We start from the raw sequence: 15,398 nt of genomic DNA, 5'->3' as shown, positions 1-15,398 counted from the left end.
AACATGCGGTTAAGAGCTCGTTAAATTAAAAAAGGCGACCCTCGGGTCGCCTTTTACACATCTTAAATTACAAGAGATTAGTAACGGTCTAAATTCATTACTTTATACCAGGCCTTAACAAAATCGTGAACAAATTTCTCTTTAGCATCGTCTGCAGCATACGCTTCAGCCAGTGCTCTTAACTCACTGTTAGATCCAAAAATTAAATCTGCACGGGTTCCTGTATATTTAACTTCACCACTTTTGCGATCGCTCCCTACGAAGATTGCATCTGAGTCTGAAGTCGCTTTCCAAGTTGTACCTAAGTCTGTAATTGCTACAAGAAAATCATTAGAAAGTGTTCCCGGATTTTCTGTAAACACTCCTTTATTAGAACCATCAAAGTTGGTGTTCAATACACGCATACCTGCTACTAACACAGTCATTTCAGGAGCTGTAAGCGTAAGTAGGTTCGCTTTATCTAATAATAATTCTTCAGCAGTGATTTTTACACCTTCCTTTAAATAGTTTCTAAAACCATCTGCTATAGGCTCTAAAGCTTCAAATGCTTCTGCATCTGTTTGCTCTGCCGAAGCATCTGCTCTACCAGCTGTAAACGGTACATTAACAGAATATCCTGCATCGCTAGCAGCCTTCTCTACAGCTGCAGATCCTGCTAAAACAATAAGGTCTGCCAGAGAAACTTTTTTATTTCCGCCTTGCGCAGTATTAAAATCATTCTGAATACTTTCTAGTGTGTTTAGAACAGCTTGTAATTGCTGTGGGTTGTTAACTTCCCATCTATTTTGAGGTGCTAGACGTACGCGTGCTCCATTAGCTCCACCACGCTTGTCTGAACCTCTAAAAGTAGAAGCTGAAGCCCAGGCTGTAGCTACTAATTCTGAAACTGAGTATCCACTATTTAATATAGTAGATTTTAATCCCGCAATATCTTCATCATTTATTAACTCGTGATCAACAGCAGGAATTGGATCTTGCCATATTAATTCTTCCTGCGGAACTTCTGGTCCTAAATAACGCTCTTTAGGTCCCATATCACGGTGCGTTAATTTAAACCAAGCGCGGCTGTAGGCGTCTGCAAATTCCTGTGGATTCTTATGAAAATGTCTTGATATTTTTTCATACTCAGGATCCATTTTTAAAGAAAGATCGGTTGTCAACATGAAAGGTGCGTGCTTTTTAGAAGGGTCGTGCGCATCTGGCACAGTACCTGCTCCACCATCGTTAACCGGTTTCCACTGGTGTGCTCCTGCAGGACTCTTTGTTAACTCCCACTCATAACCAAAAAGGTTATTAAAGTACGTATGACTCCATTGTACTGGTGTATCTGTCCACGCTCCTTCAAGACCACTTGTGATGGTATCTGCTCCTTTACCGGTACCATATCTGTTATTCCATCCCATACTTTGTGCCTCGATACCTGCAGCAGCAGGTTCTGCATCTACATACACAGTAGGGTCTGCTGCACCGTGCGTCTTACCAAATGTATGACCTCCTGCAATTAGCGCAACTGTCTCATAATCATTCATCGCCATACGGCCGAATGTTTCTCTAATATAATGAGCAGCCTCTACAGGATCTGGATTTGCATTATGACCTTCTGGATTTACGTAAATAAGACCCATATGCGCAGCACCCAATGGTTTTTCTAAATCACCGTCAGCATAACGATCTTCATTACCTAACCACTCTGATTCTGCTCCCCAGTATACTTCTTCCGGTTCCCAAACGTCTTCACGACCACCTGCAAAACCAAACATTTTTAGTCCCATAGACTCATGAGCTACGTTACCTGTCAAGATAAGTAAATCTGCCCATGATAATTTTTTACCATATTTCTTTTTAATAGGCCAAAGCAATAATCGTGCTTTATCAAGATTTGCGTTATCTGGCCAGCTATTTAATGGTGCAAAACGCTGTTGCCCAGAACCACCACCGCCGCGACCATCTTGAATACGATAAGTACCGGCAGCATGCCAAGCCATACGTATAAAAAATGGACCATAATGACCATAATCTGCAGGCCACCAGTCCTGGCTATCTGTCATTAGATGATGTAGATCTTGTTTAACTGCGGCTAAGTCTAAAGACTTAAATTCTTCAGCGTAGTTAAAATCAGGATCCATTGGGTTTGTCAATTCTGAATTTTGACGTAGAATACTTAATTTAAGTTGATTTGGCCACCAGTCTCTGGTTGTTGTTCCTCCTCCGGTTGTGTGATGCATTTCACCACTTAAAAAAGGACATTTTGCTTCTGAGTCATTTACGTCCCAGACTTTCCCGTCTGCGCCACGATCATGATTATTTTGATTTTCCATATTAGATTGAATTTTACTTTTAGAGATGGTAAAGAACTTTAATTTTGTGCAAAATTAAGTATAATTATAATTTATACTTTTTATGTTTACATAGATTAATTCTATTTACAACGATTGATGTGGTTTTACATAATTGTCATTATTTGATAAGACTCAAATCTTTCTATCTGAATATCAACATCAAATGTATTAAAATATTAAATTTATAATCAACATTAGAAATTTACACAAAACTTCACAAACGTAATTAACCTAATCATTAAGAATCAGCCAATACTTGTATGAAACGTAAAATTATTAATATCGTTTGTATTCTCTTTGGGCTCCTTTTTATCAATTCTGGCCTCAATAAATTTTTTGATTATATGCCTATGCCTGAAGATTTACCACAAGAAGCGCAAGATTTGTTTGCTGCATTATTAAGTTTTGGTTGGTTATTACCATTAGTAGCAATTGTAGAGATCATAGCAGGAATACTTGTAATGATACCCCGTACACAGGCTTTAGGTTATGTGATGATTTTTCCCGTACTAGTGGGAGTACTTTTAATAAACCTTATAAATATTCCAGATGGTTTATTAATGGGAATTATTTTAATGGGAATTAATCTGTGGATGCTTTATGAAAATAGAGCTAAAATTAAACCTCTTTTCTAGTTACCTTGCGTTTAAATTAATACGTTAAAAACGCTCAATACTACTTTTCAATGCATCCTAACGAAGAAGTTCTAGAAACATTTTACAGTGCGTTTAAAGCTCACGACCCAGAGAAAATGACCGCCTGCTATGGTAAAAACGTCACTTTTACAGATCCCGCTTTTGGTAATATTAAAGGAGACCGTGCACGAGCAATGTGGTTTATGCTTATAGAACGTGGAGGAAGTAATCTGGAGATAAGCTATAGTGATATACAAGCTAACGACTATAACGGAAGTGCAAAATGGACAGCTACTTATTTATTTGGCTCTAAAAAACGTAAAGTTGTAAATCACGTAGTAGGAACATTTTACTTTCAAAACGGTAAAATATTACAACATACAGATCATTTTAACCTTTGGCGCTGGTCACGGCAAGCGATTGGGTTTAAAGGTTTAATTCTGGGATGGTCTAATGCTATGAAATTAAAAATACAGCAGCAATCTAGCAAATCACTCTCAGGATACCTGCAAAATATGCGGAGCTTTAAAGAAGAAACATCTTAATGGCTGGTCATTGAAGTCTGAAAAACACCAGGAGACATATTTTTCATTCGTTTGAACACTCTATTAAAATAGGAGCGGCTTTCAAAGCCACATTCCTGATATATATTTTTAATTTTACGATCTGGATTCTGAAGTAAGCTTACCGCTAACTTTATACGCTCTGTATTTATATAATCAATAGGAGAAATGCCCAGTTCATTTTTAAAAACCTTATAAAAGTTAGACTCACTCATACACGCCTGTTTGCTTAACAGTTCTACGGAAAGAGACTCGTTAATATGATCTCTAATATATTGTATGATAAAAGCAAGCCTGCTATTACTATTCAATTTTAAAGCCTTATCTGTATAGATTTTACGGTTATTTGTTTGCAGAATACGTACGATAAGTTCCTGAAGCATATTATCTACAAAAAAATCTTTAGAGGGGTGATTCTCGGTAAACAGGAATAAGAGGCGTTGTAAAATCTGATAGATACCGGTATCATTTGTAAAATGAAAATTATAATCCATTAAACTCCATTCACTACCATCGTCTTTAGTTAGATTCTCATTCATAAGATTAACCACCTTTTTAATCTTATCCTCAGCGATTGCCATTGCCAGACATCGCGTAGGATTATGATCCTGAGCTTCAGGAAAATCTATACACATCAATTCATCTGCAGGTAAGATGAGTGATTCACTCGGTAAAAAATCAAAACTATTGTGATTGCGCAGATGCATAATTTTCTTTCCGCGAAGCATACTTGCTAAAACCGGTTTATCAAACTGCAGCAAAACACGCTCTGCCTGTGCGTGAGTTTCAAAGACGTGCATAGCCGCATTATTTAACGTATATGAAGTCTGGTTTTCGACCAGATTTTCAAGCTTTCTGTTTTTAAAAAATGATTCAGATAATTGCATCTTCAAAATATAACATTCTCATACTAACACCGCTTACAATACTAAATATACAATTTAAGAAGCTATATTTTAACACATTAACACTATTTGATAGAATAGTACATTGTTTTAATAGTATAGGTCAGTCGTTTTCCCTAAATGATTTTTAACTTTATAAGACTAATAAGTGCGCTACCATTTACCCTACTCAGCACAACTCAAAAAATTAAACTATAACTAAAAAAATTCATTATGAGCGATGTAAAGACTGCTTCCGCAAACGTTGTCGAGAAGCCTAAATTTAAAGATCAATATGAAAACTTTATAGGAGGAAAATGGACAGCTCCTATAAAAGGTGAATATTTTGATAATGTATCACCGGTAGATGGCGCAAACTTCACCAGAATACCGCGCTCTACTGCAGAAGATATCGAGAAAGCTCTAGACGCGGCCTGGGAAGCTGCCCCACAATGGAACAGCTCTGCTGCAGCCTATCGCAGTAATTTACTTCTTAAAATTGCAGATGTGATGGAGCAAAATTTAGAAACACTTGCTCGGGCTGAAACCTGGGATAATGGTAAAGCGATACGTGAAACCCGTGCGGCAGATTTACCACTTGCTGTAGATCATTTTCGGTATTTTGCCGGGGTTATACGTGCAGAAGAAGGCTCCGTTAGTGAATTAGACAGCAATACTGTAGCCCTCAATATAACAGAACCATTAGGTGTCGTAGGTCAAATTATCCCCTGGAATTTTCCAATCTTAATGGCTGTTTGGAAACTTGCTCCTGCTCTTGCCGCAAGTAATTGCGTGGTTCTAAAACCGGCCGAACAAACTCCTGTGAGTATACTTATTTTGATGGAGTTAATTGAAGGTATTTTGCCGGCAGGTGTACTTAATATTGTAAACGGTTTTGGAGCTGAAGCCGGAAAGCCTCTCGCCTCTAGCCCGCGTATAGATAAAATTGCATTTACAGGAGAAACCACAACCGGCCAACTTATTATGCAATATGCTTCTAAAAATATCACACCGGTTACTTTAGAATTAGGAGGTAAGTCTCCTAATGTTTTCTTTGAAAGCGTTATGGATGCAGACGATGATTTCTTTGACAAATGTCTTGAAGGTGCGGTAATGTTTGCTCTAAATCAAGGTGAGATTTGTACCTGTCCTTCTCGATTGCTGGTGCAGGAAAGTATTTATGAAAAATTCTTAGAACGTGTGGTAGATCGTACAAAAGCCATCAAACTGGGACACCCGTTAAGTCCTGATACTATGATGGGAGCTCAGGCTTCTAACGACCAATACGAGAAAATTTTAAACTATATAAGTATTGGTAAAGAAGAAGGCGCAGAAGTACTCTGTGGTGGAGAATCAGCGTACAACGAGGGACTTGAAGGTGGTTTTTATATTCAACCTACTATTTTAAAAGGCAATAATAAAATGCGCGTTTTTCAAGAAGAAATTTTTGGCCCTGTGCTTTGTGTAACATCTTTTAAAGATGAGGCTGAAGCTATTGAGATCGCTAATGATACTTTATATGGTCTTGGTGCAGGCGTTTGGACTCGTGATACACATCAAGCTTATCAGATCTCAAGAGGCATTAAAGCCGGTCGTGTTTGGGTAAATAACTATCATAATTATCCTGCTCACGCTCCCTTTGGTGGTTATAAAAAGTCTGGTATAGGACGTGAAAACCATAAAATGATGTTATCTCATTACCGTCAGACAAAAAATATGCTAATTTCTTATGACAAAAAAGCAATGGGCTTTTTCTAAATTAAAATTTATGACACAACGTGTATCTGCCACAGCGGCAGCAATTAAAATTATAGATGAGTTACGAGAGCGACACGGTGAGTTAATGTTTCATCAAAGTGGCGGCTGTTGCGACGGCTCCTCACCTATGTGTTTCCCTAAAGGTGATCTTATGATTAATGAAACAGATGTTTATCTGGGAACTGTACACGGCTGTGAGTTTTTCATGTCTAAAGATCAATTTGAATATTGGAAACATACTCAGTTAACTATAGATACCACTCCGGGTAGAGGTTCTAGCTTTTCTTTAGAAATTCCGTTAGGAATACGGTTTGTAATCAAATCCAGATTATATACTGCCGAAGAAGCGCAAGATCTGAGTCCTACGCGTAGTGGAGAACATTAGATTAATTGGTATATAAAAATAGTAAAACCCACATTTTAATAAAATTGTGGGTTTTTAGTTTTTTGGCGATTGCTAGATCACCGCGCTATTCGCTATATCTTTTTTTTGCCACAGGCTCAAAAAAGGATGCCGCTGCTATCGCTATCGCAAAGACTAACCTATGCGTAATCCATTTTCAACAGGAAGATCAGGACTTAGTAGAGTTACAGCACTACCATCAACAGCTCCTAAAATAAGACACTCGCTCATAAAGTTAGCAATCTGTTTCTTTGGGAAATTAACTACTGCAACTACTTGCTTACCTACTAATTCAGTACGCTCATATTTTGATCTTATTTGAGCAGAAGTTTTACGAATTCCTATACTATCACCAAAATCAATTTGCAATTGAAATGCCGGCTTATTAGCTTCCGGAAAATCACTAACGGTCAATATAGTACCTACACGCATTTCAACGCGCTCAAATTCTGACCAACTGAGATCATTCTGCATTAATATTCAATTTTCAATTTTTGAATCATTTCTTGAGAAATTTGACCACTGTAAGCACCATAAGCATCTACGAGTAGACCTTTCTCTCCACTTTTTGTATTTATCACGTAGAGAACACTATTATCACCGGGATTAGTCATCCCTTCAAATCTAAAAGCCTCTTCTACTTCTATTTGAGCTGCGCTCCAGGTTTTTTTAAGATGCTTCGATTCAATACCCTCATCTACAAGGTTAAAATCTACCGTGTATCCTTTATCTTGTAAATCTTCTATTGCTACTGAAAGCGAACTATATGTATTTTTCATAATTATTAGATTTAATTTTAAAGTTACAAAGGGGTTACTGAGCACCCAAAAAATTAAAACAACTTTAGTATTTGTAACTTTATACTCCTTTTACTACTAATCTGGTATATTAATAACCTACACGCATTATGGCAAGAACACAATCTAATATGCTTCAATTAGGAACCATCGCCCCATTTTTTTCTTTGCTAAACCCACTTACTAATAAGCATGTAACTCTGGTTGATGCGGCTGGCGAACTGGGCACGGTAGTTATGTTTTTATGCAACCACTGCCCTTTTGTTAAACATGTAAATGATGAGATTGTACGTATTGCAAATGACTACCGGGTCTTAGGTTTTGGCTTTGTAGCGATAAGCAGCAATGATGTTGAGAAGTATCCAGAAGACAGCCCCTGGCTAATGCGTGATACTGCGCATAAATACAATTATTCATTTCCTTATTTATACGATGAGAGTCAGGAAGTTGCTCAAGCATATAATGCCGCCTGTACACCAGATTTTTATTTGTTTGATGCAGCATTAAAATTAGTATATAGAGGTCAGCTTGATGATTCCCTCCCCGGCAATGGCATCCCCGTAAACGGAAGAGATTTTAGAGAGGCATTAGACAATATCTTTAATAATCGCAAGCAAAACGAGCTACAAAAGCCAAGTATAGGATGTGGTATAAAATGGAAAGAGAGCCATTAAATGTTTAACCATATTCACCCATATCTACCTTTTAATCTTGAAGAAGCGACAAAACTCATTGTGGGAACATTGCCACCGCCGCGCTTTACAACAGGTGAACTGTTAAAAGAGGATGTTGACTTCTGTTATGGGAGTAAAAATGGTATGCTTTGGCCCATACTTGATCGTATCTTTAATCTTAATCTTGTTTATGATAATTCTACATTTGCCATAGATCAACGGCTCAATTTTCTCAAAAAACAAAAAATTGGAGTGTGTGATATTGTAGCTTCTGCAAAACGCGAGAAGATTGATGCATCAGATCTTGGGATGCAGGCCGTAGAACTGCGTGATTTGATTGGCTATCTCCATGAATTCTCACAAATAGACACCTTAATTTTTACCGGTGGAAACAGTAAAAATGGTCCTGAATATTTTTTTCGCCGACAGGTAAAAGAATACGGGATCAAATTAGAAGTTGTCTCTGCAACTGTACCACGTATTCATCAATTCAAACTTCAAAATCGAAGCATTAAAACCGTATCACTTACAGCTCCTTCGGGCGCTGCTAACAGAGCGATAGGAAGTATGAAGGCTTACCAATTACAAAAAGACATTGACCCATCATTTACTACTTTTGATTTTAGGGTAAATCAATACCGTCCTTTTTTTAAACGTGAACCCATTGATTAGTCTCAAACTAGATTTATTACTATTTTTAAATTCAAATTCTATTTTCAGATGAAATTCTATCTATTCAGTTTTATAGTGGTTGTATTTATTGCCTGTGCGGAAAAACCAAAACCCGAAGATTTTGATTTAGAAACTCAATTCGAAAAAAGTAAAGGGACACGAACTCCTGAATATGCTGATGTGATATCTTACTACAAACAGCTAGATTCTGCTTATGTCTCTATTAAGACCTACGAGATAGGCGAGACCGATAGCGGTTTGCCGTTAACGCTTATCACTTACAATCCTGACCGCAGTCTGGAGTCTGAATTTTCTGAAAATAAAAACGCTCTTCGTGTACTTATAAATAATGGTATTCATCCCGGTGAACCAGATGGTATTGACGCCACGATGATGCTGATGCGTGATTTAGCAAGTGGGAGAATTGAAACCCCTCAAAATATCTGGGTTGGTGCAATTGCAGTTTACAACATAGGCGGTGCACTTAATCGCAACAGCATCAGTCGCACAAATCAAAATGGTCCTGAAGAATATGGGTTTAGAGGTAACGCGCGCAATTATGATTTAAACAGAGATTTTATAAAAGCAGACACAAAAAATGCACGCAGTTTTGCTGAAGTTTATCACCTAATAAATCCCGATGTATTCATAGATAACCACGTGAGTAACGGCGCAGATTATCAGTACGTGCTCACCCATTTATTCACCCAGCACAACAAACTGGGCGGACAACTAGGTGCGTATTTACATACAGAAATGCACCCACAGCTAGAAAAAAATTTAGAAGCAAAAGGCTGGCCTATTACACCCTATGTAAATGTATTTAATGAAGTTCCCGAGACAGGTTTTTCTCAATTTATGGATTATCCCAGATATTCTACCGGCTATTCTACCTTATGGAATACTCTAGGAATGATGGTAGAAACACATATGCTAAAACCTTATAAACCCAGAGTTGAAGGCACCTATGAACTAATGAAAACTATGCTGAATATCGCATCAAAAGATGCTGCAAAGATCAAAATGATGCGGTTTAAAATTGATTCTCTTTACCATAGCGGAAACTTCACCGGCAAACCTTACGTTACCAACTTTGTTATTGACAGTTCAAGAACCACACAATTCAATTTTAAGGGCTTTGAGGGGAACCAAATTACGAGTACTGTAACCGGTTTACAACGCTTAAAATATGATAGAAAAGCCCCTTTTTCTAGGGAAGTGACTTATTATAATTATATTAAACCTACTGACTCTATTGTCATTCCTAAATCTTATATAATACCACAAGCCTATAGTCATATAATAGCTCGTCTAAAAGAAAATAAAATTAGATATAACACCTTAAAAAAGGATACAACTATAACCGTTACTGTTTATCATATTGCAAATTACAGCACACGATCTACACCTTATGAAGGGCATTATCTGCATTCAGCAACCCAGGTTGAGAAAAGCACTACAAAAATTAGATTTAAAGAAGGAGATCACATAGTAGAAACAGCACAATCTGGACTGCGTTATTTATTAGAAACGTTAGAGCCTGCGGCTGTAGACTCGTTCTTTAATTGGAACTATTTTGATACCATTTTACAGCAAAAAGAAGGTTTTTCTCCTTACGTATGGGAAGACAAAGCGCAGGAATTGCTTGACAGTAATCCAGACCTAAGAAACGAGTTTGAAACCAAAAAACAAGTAGATCAAGATTTTAGTAATAACTGGTATGCTCAATTAGATTGGCTTCATAAGAAATCTCCTAATTATGAAGAAGCCCACCTACGCTACCCTATCTTTAGGATTGAGTAGTAAATATTCTTTAGGGAACAGGAGTTTTATATTTTCATAAGACTTAGAAAGTGCCTTTTGAGATTTTTCAAAATTTTTCCAGCGCACCTTTTTTATACCTTCAGAGGGTTGTGGTTCTAGAACACCTTCAAATGTAGTAGTCATTTTATACCAGTAGGTTTCTTTCAGCTTAAATTTATTATTACGCTTAAAGATGTGATAGGTAGTTGTAATGTGTTCTACTAAAACAATATCTTTACACCCGGTCTCTTCTTCAACCTCACGCACAGCGCATTCTTCAATGGTCTCATTCTTCTCTAATTTACCTTTAGGAAGATCCCATTTACCATTGCGCTTTATGAATAAAATTTCTGAATTTTTATTGTAAACCATTCCGCCACCGGCGATAACTACGGGAAGCTTTTTCTTTAAAAACTTAAGTAATTTCTCACCTTTAGGATGGTACAAATTTATATGCGTGAGGTCACCTAGATTTACTTGTTTAATAATGCTTTTAATTTTTGCACGTTTTAAGGGAATTGATGTGTAATTTGCACCAATATACTTTTCAGTTGAAAGTATAATGGGCACATCATTTACAAAAACTTTATACATTTGTACCATGATTTTAAAAAAGGAAACAGCCAAAAAAACGGCTGAGTTGTTATTGCAAATTAATGCAATTAAATTACAACCACAAAATCCCTTCACTTGGGCCAGTGGCTGGAAGTCTCCAATTTATTGCGATAACCGCATTACTCTCTCTTACCCTCAGATACGCAACTACTTACGTGAGAATATTGCGCAGCAAATTGAGCATTTGTATGGAAAACCAGATGTGATTGCAGGTGTGGCGACGGGAGCAATAGGTATAGGAATGCTGGTTGCAGACTATCTAAATGTACCGTTTGTTTATGTACGTCCTGAAGCTAAAAAACACGGAAGACAAAACAAAATAGAAGGTAAATTAGATTCTGGGCAAACTGTTTTTGTCGTTGAAGACCTTATAAGTACGGGAAAAAGTAGCCTTATGGCTGTTGACGCTTTAAAAGAAGCTGGTGCTAATGTTAAAGGAATGCTTGCCATTTTTACTTATGGCTTTGATGTTGCTCTAGAAAATTTTAAAAAGTATGATTTAGATCTTTACACTTTAAGTGACTACGAGCATTTACTCGAGCAGGCTTTAGATACACGTTACATATCTGAAAAAGAAAAACTCACGTTGCAATCTTGGCGTCTTTCTCCAGACACTTGGGAAGCAGTGGTATAATTAATAATAAACCAAACTTAAATTACAGTTTAATACAAAACTATGTTCATAGAAAGCCCTAAAAAGACAATTGACAAAAGCCCTGAAGTAGTATTCGCTTTTTTAAATGATGTTAACAATTACAAACAGTTGATGCCAGACAGCATTAGTAAGTTTGAGATCTTAAGCGATAAGCGCTTCTTATTTGCTTTAAAAGGAATGCCAGATATTGTTTTAGAATTAAAAAATAGTATTCCATATAACAAAGTAGTTTTGGGTGCGGCGAGTGAGAAACTTCCATTTACACTTACTGCAAATATTAAAGAACTCACAGATCAAAGCAGTGAAGCTTATTTTGAGTTTGAAGGTGAGTTTAATGCAATGATGTCTATGATGATCAAAGCACCTATTACAAAGTTTATACAAACCCTTACAGAGAACTTGCAAAATATCTAATAAAGTAACTTAAGCTCTTTAAGATCAAATTCTTTTAAAAGCTCATCTTCTATTTGGAGGATGAGCTTTCCCGTTTTAGACACTTCTTTAATTATACCGGTGAAGAGTTCACCACTTGGCAACTCAAATGTTGATGCTTTATCTTTTCTAAAAAGTTTAGCTTCATAGTCTGCCTTGAGCCCTGCAAATTCGCTCTTTGTAACTAAATCAACATAATGATAAAATTTTGAAATTAGCATCTTCATAATTTCTTCAGGCTGGTGGTGCTTTCCTGTTTCTAAAAGTATTGAAGTTGCTCTGGGTGCGCGTGTAAATATCTTTTGATTAACATTAACCCCAATACCTATAATCACAGCATAAAGACCGTTGCGAATAACACTTTCGATTAGCACTCCGCAAATTTTTGATCTTCCTGCCAATATGTCGTTAGGCCATTTCACAGAAAGTTGACTTATTCCTAGCTCTTGTAGTGCTTCATAAATAGCTAAAGAAGTTGCCATTGTTATATAGAATTGTCTATCTGCACGTAGCCCTTCAATCCTTTTAAACACACTAAATGTGAGGTTTTTATCCTTTTCAGACTCCCAATATGCACCGCGTTGCCCCTTACCTGCACTTTGCTCAGTTGCCCATACTATTGTGTCATCCTTAATGTCAAGCTTTCTCGTATACGCTCGCAAGTAGGTATTTGTTGAGGTTGTGGCATTAAGTTTGACTATCTTCATGAAATAAATGAATAGCTTAAATGTTATTACAAAAAACACTATCAGACAAAATTGTAATAACTTTGTCAGACTAAAAAAGATTTAATGGCCAAAAAAGAAGTAAGTACAGATCTACTAATTACAACTATTCTAGAAGGGATTGAAGAGGTAAAAGGTCAAGATATTGATATATTAGACCTTAGGGAGATAGAAAACATGGTTTGCGACTACTTTATCATTTGTAATGGTACGTCAAATACTCAGGTTTCTGCCATTGTAAATTCAATTCAAAAAACGGTAAGCAAGAAAATTAAGGATAAGCCCTGGCACGTAGAAGGATTGCAGAATTCTGAATGGGTGCTTATGGATTATGTGAATGTTGTTGTGCACGTTTTTCAAAAACACATTAGAGAATATTATGACATTGAAAGCCTTTGGGGAGATGCCAAGGTAACATCAATTGAAACAAATTATTAAAACATATAGATGGCAGATAAATCAAAAAAGCCGGCTCCTAATAAACCTAAGTTTAGTGCCTGGTGGATATATACCGCAATAATTTTAGTTTTCTTAGCATTAAACTTTTTCAGCAGTAGTTCTGATTACGGTAATCCTAAAGAGATACTTGAAAACCAATTAATGACCTTTGCCAAAGAAGGTGATGTTAAGCGCATAGATATTAATAAATCTAAGCAAATAGCATACATCTATCTTACCGAAGAGGCTGCTAAGAAAGAAATTCACGCCAAACCAACAGATAACGGCATGTCGTTATTGAGTTCTGATTCTGGCGCTAATTATGAATATAGATATGCTACGCTTGAAGATTTAACAGATCAACTTGCAAAGATTGAAGAAAACCAAGGTATTTATATCTCTAGAAAAGTACTACCTCCAGACAGTAATATAATGGGTGACATTTTAATCACTCTTTTACCCATAGCTATTATTATAGGTATCTGGATATTTATTATGAAGAGAATGTCTTCTGGCGGCGCAGGTGGCGCAGGTGGCCAGATATTTAATATTGGAAAATCTAAAGCAAAACTTTTTGATGAGAAAATAGATGTGAAAACAACCTTTAAGGATGTTGCAGGTCTAGAAGGTGCTAAAGAAGAAGTGCAAGAGATTGTAGATTTTTTAAAGAATCCAGACAAGTATACAAATTTAGGAGGTAAAATTCCTAAAGGAGCACTGCTTGTAGGACCTCCTGGAACAGGTAAAACATTATTAGCTAAAGCTGTTGCCGGTGAAGCTAAAGTGCCCTTCTTCTCACTATCAGGTTCAGACTTTGTAGAGATGTTTGTAGGAGTAGGTGCTTCACGTGTTAGAGATTTATTTAAACAGGCTAAAGAAAAATCTCCTGCTATTATTTTTATTGATGAGATTGATGCTATAGGTAGAGCACGAGGAAAAGCAAATTTTAGCGGTTCTAATGATGAGCGTGAAAATACACTTAACCAACTTCTAACGGAAATGGATGGTTTTGGTACAAATACAAATGTAATTGTACTTGCCGCAACAAACCGCGCAGACGTTCTAGACACTGCCCTTATGCGTGCAGGTCGTTTTGACCGTCAGATTTATGTAGATCTTCCTGATGTACGTGAACGTGAAGAAATTTTTGAAGTGCATTTAAGACCCCTTAAAAAGGTCGCAGATGAACTTGACACTAAGTTTATGGCTAAGCAAACTCCTGGCTTCTCAGGTGCAGATATTGCAAATGTTTGTAATGAAGCTGCATTAATCGCAGCACGTCAAGAAAAAACTGCTGTAGGCCGCCAAGACTTTTTAGATGCAGTAGATCGTATTGTAGGTGGTCTTGAAAAGAAGAACAAAATTATTACTCCAGACGAGAAAAAAGCAATTGCTTTTCACGAAGCAGGTCACGCAACAGTAAGCTGGATGCTTGAACACGCAGCTCCTTTAGTCAAAGTAACTATTGTACCTCGTGGTCGTTCACTAGGAGCTGCTTGGTACCTACCAGAAGAGCGTTTAATCGTGCGTCCTGAGCAAATGCTTGATGAGATGTGTGCCGCTATGGGTGGTCGTGCAGCAGAGAAAGTGACTTTTGACAAAATTTCTACAGGTGCGTTAAGTGATCTTGAAAAAGTGACAAAACAAGCCCGTATGATGGTAACTACTTACGGTCTAAATGATGCCATAGGTAACTTAACTTATTATGATTCTTCGGGGCAAAATGAATACAATTTCAGTAAGCCTTATAGTGAGAAAACAGCTGAGTTAATTGATAAAGAAATTTCAAAAATTATTGAAGAGCAATATCAAAGAGCTATTAGTATTCTTGAAGAAAATAAAGATAAATTAAATGAGCTTGCTGCCGTATTATTAGATAAAGAGGTGATCTTCAAAGATAATCTTGAAAAAATATTTGGTAAGCGCCCATATGACAAGCCAGAAGGTATAGAACAACAAGTACAGGAAAATACCCTTCCTGTAAGCGAGAACTAAACGACTCCTG

General features: G+C 36.9%; 17 protein-coding genes. 11 read left to right on the top strand and 6 right to left on the bottom strand.

Annotated elements, in window-relative coordinates:
• Positions 1 to 77: 77 nt before the first annotated feature.
• Positions 78 to 2,318: a catalase/peroxidase HPI gene (gene katG / locus ACIGAM_RS07440; protein WP_396510833.1), complete on the bottom strand. Its 2,241-nt coding sequence runs from the start codon at positions 2,316 to 2,318 to the stop codon at positions 78 to 80.
• A 281-nt stretch (positions 2,319 to 2,599) separates the two neighbouring features.
• On the opposite strand from katG, the gene ACIGAM_RS07435 reads away from it, so the two are divergent.
• Together ACIGAM_RS07435 and ACIGAM_RS07430 are read left to right on the top strand one after the other, a co-directional pair.
• Positions 2,600 to 2,974 (top strand): MauE/DoxX family redox-associated membrane protein, encoded by a 375-nt coding sequence (locus ACIGAM_RS07435; protein WP_396510832.1) that lies wholly within the window; start codon positions 2,600 to 2,602, stop codon positions 2,972 to 2,974.
• Between the two features lie 50 nt (positions 2,975 to 3,024).
• Positions 3,025 to 3,519: a nuclear transport factor 2 family protein gene (locus tag ACIGAM_RS07430; protein WP_396510831.1), complete on the top strand. Its 495-nt coding sequence runs from the start codon at positions 3,025 to 3,027 to the stop codon at positions 3,517 to 3,519.
• Here the strand turns inward: ACIGAM_RS07430 and ACIGAM_RS07425 are convergent.
• Positions 3,516 to 4,424: an AraC family transcriptional regulator N-terminal domain-containing protein gene (locus ACIGAM_RS07425; RefSeq protein ID WP_396510830.1), complete on the bottom strand. Its 909-nt coding sequence runs from the start codon at positions 4,422 to 4,424 to the stop codon at positions 3,516 to 3,518. The two genes, ACIGAM_RS07430 and ACIGAM_RS07425, sit on opposite strands and share 4 nt — an antisense overlap.
• Positions 4,425 to 4,655: 231 nt before the next feature.
• Here ACIGAM_RS07425 and ACIGAM_RS07420 point away from each other — a divergent pair, with 231 nt between their 5' ends.
• Positions 4,656 to 6,179, top strand: coding sequence for an aldehyde dehydrogenase family protein (locus ACIGAM_RS07420; protein ID WP_396510829.1), 1,524 nt, complete (start codon positions 4,656 to 4,658; stop codon positions 6,177 to 6,179).
• The gene (locus ACIGAM_RS07415) at positions 6,151 to 6,564 is read left to right on the top strand and encodes a DUF779 domain-containing protein (RefSeq protein ID WP_396510828.1); all 414 of its coding nucleotides are present in this window, start codon (positions 6,151 to 6,153) and stop codon (positions 6,562 to 6,564) included. The genes ACIGAM_RS07420 and ACIGAM_RS07415 overlap by 29 nt, the downstream gene beginning before the upstream one ends.
• Positions 6,565 to 6,717: 153 nt before the next feature.
• Here ACIGAM_RS07415 and ACIGAM_RS07410 read toward each other — a convergent pair whose 3' ends face one another.
• A complete protein-coding gene (locus ACIGAM_RS07410; protein WP_028377614.1) occupies positions 6,718 to 7,056 on the bottom strand; it encodes a tRNA-binding protein in 339 nt (112 codons plus the stop codon).
• Positions 7,056 to 7,361, bottom strand: coding sequence for a hypothetical protein (locus ACIGAM_RS07405; RefSeq protein ID WP_028377613.1), 306 nt, complete (start codon positions 7,359 to 7,361; stop codon positions 7,056 to 7,058). Before ACIGAM_RS07405 ends, ACIGAM_RS07410 begins: the two co-directional genes overlap by 1 nt.
• A gap of 128 nt (positions 7,362 to 7,489) precedes the next feature.
• Here ACIGAM_RS07405 and ACIGAM_RS07400 point away from each other — a divergent pair, with 128 nt between their 5' ends.
• From ACIGAM_RS07400 to ACIGAM_RS07390, 3 genes are read left to right on the top strand one after another with little or no spacing between them, the layout of a single operon-like run.
• Complete coding sequence (locus tag ACIGAM_RS07400) at positions 7,490 to 8,053, top strand: thioredoxin family protein (RefSeq protein ID WP_396510827.1); 564 nt, start codon at positions 7,490 to 7,492, stop codon at positions 8,051 to 8,053.
• Positions 8,054 to 8,725 carry a uracil-DNA glycosylase family protein gene (locus ACIGAM_RS07395; RefSeq protein WP_396510826.1) on the top strand — a complete coding sequence of 224 codons (672 nt, stop codon included), beginning with the start codon at positions 8,054 to 8,056 and terminating at the stop codon, positions 8,723 to 8,725.
• 48 nt (positions 8,726 to 8,773) lie between these two features.
• Positions 8,774 to 10,528: a M14 family metallopeptidase gene (locus ACIGAM_RS07390; RefSeq protein WP_396510825.1), complete on the top strand. Its 1,755-nt coding sequence runs from the start codon at positions 8,774 to 8,776 to the stop codon at positions 10,526 to 10,528.
• On the opposite strand, the gene ACIGAM_RS07385 is transcribed toward ACIGAM_RS07390, so the two are convergent.
• A complete protein-coding gene (locus tag ACIGAM_RS07385) occupies positions 10,499 to 11,122 on the bottom strand; it encodes an NUDIX hydrolase (RefSeq protein ID WP_396510824.1) in 624 nt (207 codons plus the stop codon). The two genes, ACIGAM_RS07390 and ACIGAM_RS07385, sit on opposite strands and share 30 nt — an antisense overlap.
• Before the next feature lie 7 nt (positions 11,123 to 11,129).
• Here ACIGAM_RS07385 and pyrE point away from each other — a divergent pair, with 7 nt between their 5' ends.
• The gene (gene pyrE / locus ACIGAM_RS07380) at positions 11,130 to 11,777 is read left to right on the top strand and encodes an orotate phosphoribosyltransferase (protein ID WP_396510823.1); all 648 of its coding nucleotides are present in this window, start codon (positions 11,130 to 11,132) and stop codon (positions 11,775 to 11,777) included.
• 42 nt (positions 11,778 to 11,819) lie between these two features.
• Entirely contained in the window at positions 11,820 to 12,212 is a 393-nt protein-coding gene (locus ACIGAM_RS07375) for an SRPBCC family protein (protein WP_396510822.1), read from the top strand.
• Here the strand turns inward: ACIGAM_RS07375 and ACIGAM_RS07370 are convergent.
• Positions 12,209 to 12,937 (bottom strand): biotin--[acetyl-CoA-carboxylase] ligase, encoded by a 729-nt coding sequence (locus ACIGAM_RS07370; protein ID WP_396510821.1) that lies wholly within the window; start codon positions 12,935 to 12,937, stop codon positions 12,209 to 12,211. The genes ACIGAM_RS07375 and ACIGAM_RS07370 overlap by 4 nt on opposite strands.
• 84 nt (positions 12,938 to 13,021) lie before the next feature.
• Here ACIGAM_RS07370 and rsfS point away from each other — a divergent pair, with 84 nt between their 5' ends.
• Entirely contained in the window at positions 13,022 to 13,393 is a 372-nt protein-coding gene (rsfS, locus tag ACIGAM_RS07365) for a ribosome silencing factor (protein WP_028377605.1), read from the top strand.
• A 9-nt stretch (positions 13,394 to 13,402) separates the two neighbouring features.
• Positions 13,403 to 15,388 carry an ATP-dependent zinc metalloprotease FtsH gene (gene ftsH, locus ACIGAM_RS07360; protein ID WP_396510820.1) on the top strand — a complete coding sequence of 662 codons (1,986 nt, stop codon included), beginning with the start codon at positions 13,403 to 13,405 and terminating at the stop codon, positions 15,386 to 15,388.
• The last annotated feature ends 10 nt before the right edge of the window (positions 15,389 to 15,398 follow it).

Origin of the sequence: Leeuwenhoekiella sp. NPDC079379, from assembly GCF_044542075.1 — a bacterium.
Classification (GTDB): Bacteria; Bacteroidota; Bacteroidia; order Flavobacteriales; family Flavobacteriaceae; genus Leeuwenhoekiella.
The sequence above is the reverse complement of the archived record's forward strand: the minus strand, read 5'-3'. Positions and strand labels throughout refer to the sequence as shown.